At 37.7% G+C, this 12,961-nt stretch carries 12 protein-coding genes; 7 read left to right on the forward strand and 5 right to left on the reverse strand.

The genetic code is table 11. The features are described from left to right. Positions 1–92: 92 nt before the first annotated feature. On the reverse strand, positions 93–1,061 hold the full coding sequence (locus AC1PJ9_RS10410) for a threo-3-hydroxy-L-aspartate ammonia-lyase (protein WP_311086848.1): 969 nt from the start codon (positions 1,059–1,061) through the stop codon (positions 93–95). Positions 1,062–1,316: 255 nt separating this feature from the next. Here AC1PJ9_RS10410 and AC1PJ9_RS10415 point away from each other — a divergent pair, with 255 nt between their 5' ends. Continuing rightward, positions 1,317–1,952, forward strand: coding sequence for a helix-turn-helix transcriptional regulator (locus tag AC1PJ9_RS10415; RefSeq protein WP_077169524.1), 636 nt, complete (start codon positions 1,317–1,319; stop codon positions 1,950–1,952). Between the two features lie 292 nt (positions 1,953–2,244). Then, on the forward strand, positions 2,245–2,409 hold the full coding sequence (locus AC1PJ9_RS10420) for a hypothetical protein (protein WP_311086849.1): 165 nt from the start codon (positions 2,245–2,247) through the stop codon (positions 2,407–2,409). Here the strand turns inward: AC1PJ9_RS10420 and AC1PJ9_RS10425 are convergent. Further along, positions 2,406–3,092, reverse strand: a complete 687-nt coding sequence (locus tag AC1PJ9_RS10425) for a pirin family protein (RefSeq protein ID WP_019457751.1) — start codon at positions 3,090–3,092, stop codon at positions 2,406–2,408. The genes AC1PJ9_RS10420 and AC1PJ9_RS10425 overlap by 4 nt on opposite strands. 184 nt (positions 3,093–3,276) lie before the next feature. Continuing rightward, the gene (locus tag AC1PJ9_RS10430; protein ID WP_263614277.1) at positions 3,277–4,521 is read right to left on the reverse strand and encodes a L,D-transpeptidase family protein; all 1,245 of its coding nucleotides are present in this window, start codon (positions 4,519–4,521) and stop codon (positions 3,277–3,279) included. A gap of 305 nt (positions 4,522–4,826) precedes the next feature. Here AC1PJ9_RS10430 and hemE point away from each other — a divergent pair, with 305 nt between their 5' ends. From hemE to AC1PJ9_RS10450, 4 genes are all read left to right on the forward strand, one after another. Further along, positions 4,827–5,900 (forward strand): uroporphyrinogen decarboxylase, encoded by a 1,074-nt coding sequence (gene hemE, locus AC1PJ9_RS10435; RefSeq protein WP_311086850.1) that lies wholly within the window; start codon positions 4,827–4,829, stop codon positions 5,898–5,900. A gap of 6 nt (positions 5,901–5,906) precedes the next feature. Beyond that, a complete protein-coding gene (locus tag AC1PJ9_RS10440; RefSeq protein WP_311069354.1) occupies positions 5,907–6,701 on the forward strand; it encodes a DUF817 family protein in 795 nt (264 codons plus the stop codon). A gap of 143 nt (positions 6,702–6,844) precedes the next feature. Further along, positions 6,845–7,315, forward strand: a complete 471-nt coding sequence (locus AC1PJ9_RS10445) for a DUF3015 family protein (protein ID WP_000914197.1) — start codon at positions 6,845–6,847, stop codon at positions 7,313–7,315. 70 nt (positions 7,316–7,385) lie between these two features. After that, positions 7,386–9,269 (forward strand): Lnb N-terminal periplasmic domain-containing protein, encoded by a 1,884-nt coding sequence (locus tag AC1PJ9_RS10450; RefSeq protein ID WP_479762257.1) that lies wholly within the window; start codon positions 7,386–7,388, stop codon positions 9,267–9,269. Between the two features lie 72 nt (positions 9,270–9,341). Here AC1PJ9_RS10450 and blaADC read toward each other — a convergent pair whose 3' ends face one another. Together blaADC and folE are read right to left on the reverse strand one after the other, a co-directional pair. After that, positions 9,342–10,493 carry an ADC family extended-spectrum class C beta-lactamase gene (gene blaADC / locus AC1PJ9_RS10455; RefSeq protein WP_311086852.1) on the reverse strand — a complete coding sequence of 384 codons (1,152 nt, stop codon included), beginning with the start codon at positions 10,491–10,493 and terminating at the stop codon, positions 9,342–9,344. Positions 10,494–10,651: 158 nt separating this feature from the next. Beyond that, a complete protein-coding gene (folE, locus tag AC1PJ9_RS10460; protein WP_001187844.1) occupies positions 10,652–11,200 on the reverse strand; it encodes a GTP cyclohydrolase I FolE in 549 nt (182 codons plus the stop codon). A 260-nt stretch (positions 11,201–11,460) separates the two neighbouring features. Here folE and xdhA point away from each other — a divergent pair, with 260 nt between their 5' ends. Next, positions 11,461–12,960, forward strand: a complete 1,500-nt coding sequence (gene xdhA / locus AC1PJ9_RS10465) for a xanthine dehydrogenase small subunit (RefSeq protein ID WP_311086853.1) — start codon at positions 11,461–11,463, stop codon at positions 12,958–12,960. Position 12,961 lies beyond the last annotated feature (1 nt).

Below are 12,961 nucleotides of genomic sequence, written 5' to 3' on the forward strand. Positions count from 1 at the left end.
TAAATTAAGACATGAGCAAGTCGAGAGACGAGTAGCATGTAATGCCTATCTATGACGTATTAACTGAACTCATAGATAGGCACTAACTTTTATTAAGCAGATAAAAACTCTACATATTTAGAAATATCGACATTGCCACCACTAATAATGATACCTATACGTTTGCCTTTTAACTCATGCTTTAAATTACGTGCAGCAGCAAATCCGAGACATCCTGTCGGTTCAACCACCATTTTCATTCTTTCAGCAAAGAACTTCATACAGCTAATGAGGTCTTCATCTTCTACTGTCAAAATGTCATCCACTTTTTGTTGAATAATAGGGAATGTTAATTTGCCTAAATATTGAGTTTGAGCGCCATCAGCAATGGTTTGTGGCGTATCAATATGAACAATTTCTCCTTTTCTTAAAGACATTTGCCCATCATTTCCTAGAGCAGGTTCAACACCATATATTTTACAGTTTGGAGAAAGGTGGCGAGCAGACAGGGCAGAACCAGCCAATAAACCACCGCCACCTAAACATACAAACAGGTAATCTAATTCACCTACTTCTTCAAATAACTCTTTTGCAGCCGTACCTTGGCCTGCAATTACATGTGGATGGTCATAAGATGGAATGAGTGTCAGGCCATTTTTTTCGGCAATCTCTTTTCCAATTTTTTCTCGATCTTCCGTATAACGGTCAAATTCAACAATATCGGCGCCGTATTCTCGTGTTGCTGCCATTTTTGCAGCAGGAGCATCTTGCGGCATAACGATTATGGCTGGAATACCAAGAGTTTTTGCTGAAAGTGCAATCGCTTGTGCGTGGTTTCCCGAAGAGAAAGCAACTACGCCCGCTTTTTTTTGAGCTTCACTAAATTGCAAAAGCGCATTCATAGCACCACGAAATTTGAAAGCGCCAACACGCTGAAAATTCTCACATTTAAAAAATACTTCTGCTTCAAATTCATTGTTCACAGTACGTGAAGTTAAAACAGGAGTCTTATTTGCAAAACCTTTTATACGTTCAGCAGCGGTTGCGACATCTTCATAAGTGGGAAGGGTTAAATTTTTCATAATTAAACCTAATGCTATTCAATGTTTTCGGATGCAAGATTTGCTATTGCTCAAGGAACATCCAATATATGGACCTTGTTTAGATAAAATATATAGATTTAGATAAAATGTCTAATTTTATTTTCTAATGTGATAACAATGAGATATAAGATTTTGATTTACATTAAGTTTAAAATTAGATAAAAAGTCTAAATTACTATTGCATGCTTTACGCTAGGGTTTGAAATAGTAACTAAGTCATTTGGAGGAAATACATTGGGCAATCGTGATAAACATTTACTCACTCAACTAGATACTATCGCGAAGGGGCTAAGTGAAACGTTATTTCCTTTTTGCGAAGTTGTTGTCCATGACTTAACAAATCCTGAGCATGCCATACTCTCTATACATAACAATTTATCTGGTCGAAAAATTGGAGATCCAGCAACTGAGCTGGGCTTGGCTAGAATCATGTCTCCAGAGTTTCCAAACCTCATTTCAAACTATGCAAACCAATTTGCAGATGGTCGTCCTGCCAAAAGTACATCTATTGGGATTAAAGATGAAGAAGGGCAATATGTAGCTGCTTTATGTATGAATATAGATTTAACCCTATTTAGAGGGATGCAAAGCGCTTTAGACCAGTTTACTAAAATTGAAACTGACAACATTATTGAAAATCTGGAACCGAATGGTACAGAAGCAATTCGAAGATATATCGATCAATTTGCTTCAAAACACGCTACGACACCGCGTATGCTAAAACTCAATGAGCGAAAACAGTTAATACATGAACTCAAGAATAATGGCTTATTAGACATTAAAAAGGCCGTGGAAACGGTTGCTCAGCATTTAGGTATATCTAGAGCAAGTGCCTATTTATATGTAAAGGAAACTCAAAACGATTTTTAATAATTTATAAAATGAGAGTGGTAGTGTATAACCTTCGAGTTATTTTGAAAGGTTACTCATCTAGTTTTTACATTGAAAGTTTTGTGGTATTTATCAAAAAATAACTTGTTTAATAGATGTGGCTCATTTAAATAATTGAATAGACATAAATCATGTTTGTTATAGCTGTACTAAGGAGGTGGTTATTTGAAGGTATTTATTATTGTATTTATTACCATTTTTTCCAGTATTGGATTATTTCTTTTAATTGCAGCTCTTTACTATCGAAAGAATTATTCATCATCGAGTGAGCATGATTATTCATCGTCAGCAAACCCTCATGTTTATGACAATAGCCATCATCATAGCTCAAGCCATTCAAATGATTGTTCGTCATATTCGGACTCTGGCAGCTGCGATAGTGGCGGTAGCAGTGACTAAAAAGCCCTTTCATATAAAAGGGCTTTTAGCTGTTTAAGGTAAATCGAACCAAATAAATTGACTGTCTTCAAGTGCATGAATCACGGCATTATCTTCAAACACTAAAGCATCACCAGCTTTAACTTCTTGATCACCAATACGAATTACACCTGAAATCACATGAACGTAATTTACCCGTTTTGATGTTTCAACAGGAAGTTCATTTCCTTTTTCCAATACAGCAGATTTTACTTCTGCGTTTTGGCGAATGTGCATCGGTGCATTTGCATCTGGGCCTGCAATTAAATGCCATTTATTTGGATCTTTACGTGGGTCCAAATTAATTTGTTGGTAATTTGGCTCGGCTTCTTTTACGTCTGGAATAATCCAAATTTGTAATAGATGCACAGGTGTATCAGTGTTATTGATTTCACTGTGCGCCACACCTGTACCAGCGCTCATGAGTTGCCATTCACCAGCCTTAATTTGACCTTCATTTCCCATCGTATCACGATGTGAAATTGCACCATCGAGCACACAGGTTAAAATTTCCATGTTGTCATGAGAATGCGTGCCGAAACCGTTATGGGCATCAATTCGGTCGTCATTAATAACGCGTAATGCACTAACACCCATATATTTAGGGTTATACCAGTTACCAAATGAAAAGCTATGGTAAGACTCTAACCAACCCGCTTTAACATGACCACGATCTTCACTACGATGCAAAAAAGCATTCATGATTTGATCTCCTCAAATTATTATTGATCTCTTGAGGACTATGTTAAACCTGTCGAATCAAGCTAAAAATAGAGTAGATGCAACATATTGTTGCGTTTTTAATATGATGAAATGTCTATAAATATTCGTTTTAAATTTTAGATATAAAAAAAGCCTGCATAAAGCAGGCTTTCTTTTTTAAAGATTATTCTAAGAATTTAACAGTAACACCAGAACGTACTTTATTACCTAAATCATTAGCATCCCAGTTGGTTAAACGGATACAACCGTGTGATGCAGTTTTAGAAATTAAAGACGGGTTTGGCGTACCGTGAATACCGAATGATTTTTTACTTAAACCAATCCAGATATTACCTACAGGAGCGTTAGGACCTGGTGGTAAAGAAAGTGGTTTTAAGTTTTTACCTTGTACGAAGTTCGAAGGTGAGTAGCTATACCAAGGGTTACGCGCAACACCAACTACCTTATAAGTACCGGTCGGAGATGGCGTATCAGTACTGCCAATTGTTGCAGGAAATGAGGCAATCATTTGATTGCGGCTATTAAACAGATACAACTGTTTAGCACCTTTATGCGCAATAATTAAATGAATGTCTTCTGGTAAGTCATTGCGTACGTTTGGAACGATAACTTTCTCACCAACTTTTTTGAAGGTCGCTTTCGGGTTTAATTTCTTTAAGAAACCTTCATCAATATGGAACTTTTCGCCCAACATTTCAGTCACACGCGTGTAGTACAAACCTTTCATTTTTGCTTGTAATGCGTAGTCAGAAGGAATTGACTCAGCATATGGACCTTTTAGGTCTGCATCAGTAATCGTGTATTCAATAAATGCTGGTTTTGTTTGTTTTGCAACAAGCGCATCCCAAGTTTCTTTAGTTAACTCGCCAGTAGGAGATAAACCATTCATTTGCTGGAAAGATGCAATTGCTTTTAGGGTATTTTTACCGCTCATGCCATCAATCGCACCCGGTGAAGCATGCGCGTTATTGAGCATGACGTGGGCACGTGCATAAACTGGTAATTGACCTTTACCAATATTTTCATACCACTCAGCATTATTTAAGCCATCTAATGTCCATGAAACAGCTGGAGCAGAAGTAGTAGACTTAGATGCTGTTGTTGTTTTAGCTGGTGCTGTTGGTTCTGAAGCAGCAATGCCTGAATCAGCATTTGGGTCTTCAGCTTTTTGCAAATTTTGTAATGTTGTAGACGCTCGATTTAAGTCATTTTGTTCTTGAGCAGTAATCTGTGTCTGAGCTTGAGCTTTAACAGTTGAAGCAGCATCTACAGCAAGCGGATCAATCGGATCTTCTACAGGAGCAGATACTTTTTTAGGAGTGACTGGTTGCTCAGTTGTTGACGCAGCCAAAGCAACATTAGCAATAATACAACTTAAACTCATAGCGAGTAATGAGCGAACAAACATGTAATTCAACCTTAAGAATTTTCATATAAGCAATAGGGTAAGAAGACTGATCCTAATGTTTATAAAATCACCAAAAACGCAATGTGTGCGTATTTAAGTATTGGTGAATTTAAGCATTAAAGGAATATCAATAAACCCGATGTAACATGTTGCAAGTATTGCAGAAAACCGAGCTACTTGCAGTAGACTTTTGTGTAAATATGCATTTTTTAGTAGATTGACAAGTTTTTTGTATGAAATTGAAATTATAAAAACATTCACCTTTTTGATATGATGCTGCCACATGAAAAAGATAGAGATCGGCAATGACGACACTTAAAAATGATCGTTTCTTACGTGCTTTATTACGTGAGCCTGTAGATACCACTCCAATATGGATGATGCGCCAAGCAGGACGTTATTTGCCTGAATATCGGGAAACACGCTCAAAAGCAGGTGATTTTCTATCTTTATGCAAAAATACAGAGTTTGCTTGTGAAGTAACTTTACAACCTTTGCGTCGTTACGATTTAGATGCAGCAATTTTATTTTCAGATATTTTAACGATTCCTGACGCTTTAGGACTAGGCCTTTATTTTGAAACAGGTGAAGGCCCTAAGTTTCATAAAACGGTTCGTACTGAACAAGATGTAGCAAATTTACCGAAGTTAAATGCTAAATCTGATCTTAATTATGTCATGAATGCAGTAAGCACAATTCGCTCTGCTTTAGGTGGACAAGTTCCACTGATTGGTTTTTCGGGTAGTCCTTGGACACTGGCGACTTATATGGTTGAAGGTGGTTCAAGCAAAGAGTTCCGTTTTACCAAGCAAATGATGTATGCGCAGCCGGAAGTTTTGCATGCGTTGCTCGACCATTTAGCAGATTCAGTAATTGACTATCTAAATGCACAAATTGATGCAGGCGCTCAAGCTATTCAGATTTTTGATAGTTGGGGTGGGGCTTTAGCACACCGTGAATATGTAGAGTTCTCACTGAACTATATGAAAAAGATTATCGCGGGCTTGCAACGTGAAAAAGATGGACGCCGTATTCCAGTGATTGTCTTCACTAAAGGTGGTGGTCAGTGGCTAGAGCCAATGATTACAACAGGTGCTGATGCATTAGGTTTAGACTGGACCACACCATTAAATACAGCGCGTACAACTGTAGCAGGCCGTGTTGCCTTACAAGGGAACCTTGATCCGGCGGTTTTATATGGTTCAGCAGCTACGATTGAAAAAGCAGTGAAAGCAATGCTGGATGATGCTTATGCAAATGGTGAAAAGACTGGCTATGTTGCAAACTTGGGTCATGGTATTACCCAATGGGTAGATCCAGCGCAGCCAAAAATCTTTGTAGATACAGTACATGAGTATAGTGCTAAATATCTAGGATAGTTTTTTGTGCAATATCTGTTTTTACCCCTTCAATTTATTGGCAAGGCTGTTTCGGCAGCCTTGTTTGGTATTTTGCTATTAATTGCTTTTGCTCTGACAGCTCCGATGGGAAGCCATGAATATATGGGTTTTTATCGTTATGATTATTTACTCATCTATGCGCTCATTATTCAAATTTGCTTGTTGTATTTAAAGCTTGAGTCATGGCAAGAAGCCAAGGTGATTGCTTTATTTCATATCATGGCAATGGTCATGGAAATCTTTTTAACACATCCTGGCATTGCTTCATGGCAATATCCGCAGCCGGCTGTGTTTAAAATTATTACTGTGCCTTTATTTGCAGGCTTTATGTACTCGGCTGTAGGCAGTTTCTTTGCTCGCTCAATCCGTTTATTTCAGGTTTCGTTTGAGAAACTTCCAAGTTTTGGAAGCATGCTTTTTCTCGCATTTTTCTCATATATTAATTTTATGAGTAAATTTTTTATTCCTGATATTCGCTATATTTTATTTGCCTTTAGTGTTTATATTTTCTGGAAAACTACACTTTATTTTCAAATAAATGAACGTAAATTTAAAACCCCAATGCTCCCAGTGTTGTTGACACTCGCGTTTGTTATTTGGGTTGCTGAAAATATTAGTACCTTTTATAAAATCTGGGTTTATCCAAGTCAGATTAATGCTTGGCATATGGTGGGGTGGGGTAAACTCGGTTCATGGTATTTATTATTACTACTAAGTTTAGTATTAGTACTTAAAATATTAGGTCATCGAGATAATCAAGGTAATTGGAATTTAAGATAAAAATTTCCTTTTCTCTTTTTATCATATTGTTTAATTTTTAATTGCTAAAAGACAAGCTTATCGTTATCTTTGAAGGGTGTAATAATAATTACACATAACAATACATAAGAAACAATCAATAATGATTTTTGGAGATATACATCATGTTAAAAAAATTAGCTTTAGCTGCTTTGTTAGCAGCTGGTTCAAGTGTTGCTATGGCTGATAACGATGTAGGTTGTGGTGTGGGTACGCAAGTATGGGCAGGCAAAAAAGGAGTAGCGCCTAAAATTCTTGCTGCAACAACAAACGGTATTTTTACTAACCAATTATTAGGTATTACTTTTGGTACTTTAGGTTGCCGCCAAGGCGGAACAGTAACAGCTCAAGTTGTTACATTCACAAATGAAAATGCAGAAGCTTTAGCGCGTGATATGGCTGTAGGCCAAGGTGAAAGTCTGAACGTTCTTGCTGAGTTAATGCAAATCAAACCACAAGACAAAGACCGTTTCTTCAAAGTTTCAAAAGCAAACTTTGGTGAAATCTATTCAACAAACAACCAAAACACACTTCAAGTATTGGCATCATTACAAAACGTAATGGCTAAAGATGAAGTTTTAAAAGCTTACGTATAAGTTTGAAATTGAAAACCCTGTCTTTTGGCAGGGTTTTTCTTATATTTAATGATAAAAATTGATGAGCTTAATGAAATCAGTTGTTTTAATTTTTGCCTCATTGGCAGTTAATATTGCGTATTCAGCAGAAATAAATCCATCTATTCAAAACTACTGGTCAATTGCAGAACAAAAAAAATTAGACCAAGACATTACATGGCAACGGCTCATGTATGCCAATAAAAACCATAACAGTGAAGTGAGTTATTCGGGTTATTTTATTGCAGCAAATGGAAAAAATAATTTAAAAGAAGAGTTAAAAGCCGATATCGCGGCATTGTTTACACCTGCGCCAGATAATCAGTCAATTCGTTGTAAATTTCCGGCACGTAGTCAGTGGCTTATAAAGCAATTAGGCATTCAAGAAAATGAATTGCCGCAAGTAAAATGTCCTGAGTTTGAAAACTGGATTGGCCAAATTAAGCCTTATAAAGCGACCTTAATTTACGCGACTGACTTTATGGGGAACCCAAGCTCCATGTTCGGGCATACCTTATTGCGCCTGGACCCTAAAGATCAACAGCAGTTAAACCTCGTTTCTTACGCCGTAAACTACGCAGCAACTGTAGCAGGTAACGACAACTGGTCATATGCATGGAAAGGTTTAACAGGGCAGTATCCGGGTGAATATTCACTTATGCCTTACTACCGTAAGGTAAAAGAATATGGTGATTTCGAGAGCCGTGATTTATGGGAATATGAGTTAAAACTATCCCCTGAAGAAACACGCTTTTTAGTGAGTCATATTTGGGAAATGCAACATGTAAGCTTCCCTTATTACTTTGTGAGTGACAACTGTGCTTATCGGTTATTAGGTTTAGTTGATTTAGTTAAACCTGAGTCTAACTTACAAGAAAAGTTTAATTACGCTTCTATTCCAATGGAAACCATTAAAGCGATGCATCAACAAGGGCTAACCAAAGCACCTGTGTATCGACCCGCTTTAGAAACTCAATTATTGGCCCAAGCTCATCAGCATGGTGCGTCTTTAGCAAAAGTTGCTCATAAAGTAGCAATGATGCCAACCAAGCAGTCTTCTGAAATACTTAAGTCATATAGTCAGCCAGATCAGGCCAAAATTCTTGAGATGGCTTACGATGATTTATATTTGCAATTCATTAGTCGAAAAGTTGAAGAAAGCGTTGCTCAACCACAGTTACGGCAACTTTTGGCTTTAAGAAGTCAGATTGATTTAGATAAACAGCGTCAAGAACCGAAACGACCATCGACTGAGCCAACACAAGGCCATAATGCACGTAATGTTTCGCTAAAACTGGGCGAAGTGCAGGGTGAGCAGTTTATCGAAATTGGACATAGACAGGCTTACCATGACTTGATTGATCCTCAAGGGGGGTATCGAGCTGGTACTCAATTGCTCTTTTTAAATGGTAGTGCGCAGTGGCGTAACGATCACTTAAAGCTAGAGCATCTTGATCTGCTAGAAGTGAACTCTTATAACCCGTTTCAACCCTTTAAAACACCTCTCACTTGGGGATTTAACTTAGGTTGGCGTCAAGAAGCAGTCCATGACGGCGTTTATAGTGATGAAAAACAGCACGGTGTAGCAAGTTTTAATACCCAAGTCGGCTACAGTGTTGCAGACTATGAGCGTAAACATGTGTGCTATGGTCAAGTTCAAGCTTATGTTCAAGCGGGTTCAAATTTAGATAAAGGCTGGCGTGTGGGAATGGGCCCAACTTTAGGCTGTATGAACCAATGGTTTGAAAAGTTTAACTCAGTGGTACAAGTTGAGCTGCCATATTGGGAAGACCAAAACCAATGGAACTTACGCTTAAATACACAGTGGCAATATGCCATTAATAGCAACAATGCTATTCGTCTTAATTGGGATTATGAAAAACAAAATCATCTGGACTGGATGAAATCAAGCTTAGGATATGTCTTGTTCTTTTAAATAGTATGTTCATAAAAAAGAGAGAAGTAGATGAAGTCTATTTCTCTCTTTTTTTGTTTTAAGAAAAGACAATTATTTCTTTATCGCATTCAACACAGCATAAGCCGCCTTAATACGTTCTTCATTTGGAATACGTTTATTGGTTAACATGACTAAGCCAATATTTTCTTTAGGAATGAACACGACATATGTTCCGAAACCATTGGTTGAGCCAGTTTTGTGGAACATCTTAACTGAAGGTTCTTTTGAAATAGCAGTCACTTTATTAGGCTTCATCACAATTTGTTCTGAATTACTGTCTAATAAAGTTTGTAAAGGCGCTGGATAAGAAAATTCTTCCCAACCTAATGCTTGATACATGGTGCCGACTTGATAGAAACCTTTGTGAGTTTCATTAATTGCGCTTTGAATATCTGCTGGATATTTCTGTGGGTTCAGGTTGGCATGAATAAAACTTAGCATATCTGGTAGCGTCGATTTAACCCCATATGCTGGAGCATCGAGTGGACCGGGGTTAACGCGAATCGGTTGATTTTCTTGGTTATAGCCAAATGCATAGTTTTGCATTTGAGTTTTAGGCACATTGACATAGCTATGTTTTAAGCCCAGATCTGGAAAAATGGTTTTTTCTAAGACTTGGTCGAAAGGTTTATTCATAGACAAAGCAACAACTTTTCCAAATAAACCAATACTTGGGTTTGAATATTGTCTATATTCACCAATTGGGTTTTTAGGTTTCCATTCTTTGAAAAAAGTTAAAACTTGTTGATCTGTTTGTACTTCATCTGGAAATTGAAGGGCGAGGTTACCACTGGTATAGGTGGCAAGTTGAAGTAGGTTAACTTGGTCAATTGGCGTATTTTTTAGTTCTTTCCAGTATTTACTTGGGGTGTCTTCAAAAGAGATTTTTCCTTTATTTTTGGCATAGGCACCTGCGGTTGCAGTAAATAATTTACTGACAGAACCTAGCTCAAAAATAGTATTGCTGTTTACGGCTTTTTTATCTTGAACGGACTGCAAGCCATAATACATTTCATATTTTTTATTATTTTGAATAACACCTACCGCCATACCCGGCACATTATATTTTTCTAATAAGGGTTTAAAGTTTTGATCTACCAGTTGTTTAATTTCTTGATCTTTAGAGGTATTACCTGCATAAATTGAGGTATTAAGAATAAAAAGAGAAGGTAAAAGTAAGCAAGAAATTTTTTTAAATCGCATGATTAACTCATAAATTATTTAAAAATAAAGATGCGTACTTTTATAGCAAAAATCACCTAATTTAATTGTTATGTTTTATAGAGTTGGGTTGAACTTTATAAAGCTAGCCTATAAAAAAGCCCAACATGGTTGGGCTTTTTTGTGCATTAACAACCAGATTAGTAGCTTTCTGGTACAGCACTTAAGAATTCACGGCGTGCTTCTTTATCGGTTTTAAAATCTCCGACAAATGAAACTGTACGGGTGGTAGATTCCTGTTTACCTACACCACGCATCATCATACACATATGTGCTGAATCGATGACTACAGCAACGCCACGAGCGCCAGTCACTTCAGCAACAGCTTCAGCGATTTGCTGAGTTAAGTTTTCCTGAATTTGCAAACGGCGAGCAAACATCTCGGTAATACGTGCAAATTTAGATAAGCCAAGAACTTTGCCTTCTGGTAAATAGGCAACATGAACACGGCCATAGAATGGGAGAAGATGGTGTTCGCAGAGCGAATAAAATTCAATATTCTTCACCAATACCATTTCATGGTTATCTGATGGGAAAACCGCATTATTGGTGACTTCTTCTAAAGTTTTACTATAGCCAGAAGTTAAATATGAAAAAGCTTTAGCCGCACGCACAGGCGTATCTTTAAGGCCGGGACGATTAAGGTCTTCACCGACGGCAGTCAGAATGTTTGCGTACGATTGCTGCATTGACATAAGGCGTATAAATTTACTCTATTAGACAAGCTCGGCATTGTATCAGAAACATGCCCTGATGTTCATAACTCGTCGCACTATATTTATCCTGTTCGGCGCGCATTAGATAAATGGTGAATAAATTTCATGTTTTTTATCGTTAATAGTCAATTATTTGAGCATGAAATGTGCAACTAATATGGGTAAGTTATAAATGATCGCCTGATGGCATCATATTTGCAAATATGCCGTACGATAGAGCATAAGGATAAAACATGTCAAAACGTCCAATCACCTTTTTTTTTCGTGGTAGTCAGCAACAAGTAGAAAATGTATTACCCACAATGACAGTCTTACAATTTTTACGAGAATATACTCAATCGGGTAAGACTCGGCAGACTGGTACAAAAGAGGGCTGTGCTGAGGGCGATTGTGGTGCATGTACCGTAGTGATTGGTGAGTTGGTCAATAACAATCTGCAATTGCGCAGTGTGAATGCGTGTATTCAGTTTTTACCGACTTTAGATGGTAAAGCCCTATTTACAGTAGAAGATCTGCATAATTTATTGCCTGCACAAGATGGAACACTTCACCCAGTACAACAGGCAATGGTGGATATGCATGGTTCACAATGTGGTTTTTGTACGCCCGGTTTTATCATGTCCTTATGGTCAATGTACGAAAATGAACAACATTCTCCAAGTAAAGATAAAATCAGTGATTATCTTTCTGGAAATTTATGTCGCTGTACAGGCTATCGCCCTATTTTAGATGCAGCACAAAAAGCATATGACTATCCGCGTGTTTTATTAAACCGTCAAAAAATAATTGATGTATTAAAAGAGATCAGAACATTACCTGCATTACATTTAAATGATCATGGTCAACAATTCTTTGCACCAAAGACTTTGCTGGATTTTGCCGCATTACGTTTGCAGTTACCGCAAGCACGGATTGTTGCAGGTAGTACAGATGTCGGTTTGTGGGTAACAAAGCAGGGCCGTGATTTGGGCGATATGCTTTATATTGGTCAGGTGGAAGAGCTGAAAAAGATTGTAGTCACAGACCATGTTTTAACGATTGGGGCAAATGTCAGTTTGAGTGATGCACTCATCAAAATTTCAGAGTTTTATCCCGATTTTCAAGAATTACAGCGTCGTTTTGCTTCTATGCCGATTAAAAACGCAGGAACTCTAGGTGGAAATATTGCCAATGGTTCGCCTATTGGCGACTCAATGCCGGCATTAATTACCCTAGGTACACAATTGATTTTGCGTGTAGGTGAGCAGACTCGTGAAATCGTCTTGGAAGACTTTTATCTCGATTATCAAAAAACTGCATTACAGCTTGGTGAGTTTGTTGAGGCGATTGTTATTCCGCTTCGCGAAGGACAGACGCGTTTTAAATTTGCCAGCTATAAAATTGCTAAACGTTTTGAGCAAGATATTTCTGCGGTATGTGCGGCCATTTCATGTGAGTTAGATACTTATCATGTCGCTCACAATGTCAGAATTGCTTTTGGTGGCATGGCTGCTATTCCCAAACGTGCAAAATATGCAGAAGCCATATTGGAAGGTCAGCAACTTACAGCAAAATTGATAGCTAAGGCTCAAGAGGCATTATCGCAAGACTATCAACCTTTAGATGATGGACGTGCTAGCTCGGCATATCGGTTACACGTCGCGAAAAACTGTTTACAGCGTTTTTATGTAGAAAAAGTCCTGTCTAAAACGATTACTCGTGTGAATGACTTGATTGCTATGGTGGAGATCTAAC

It is taken from the genome of Acinetobacter sp. 70_2 (genome assembly GCF_056736115.1).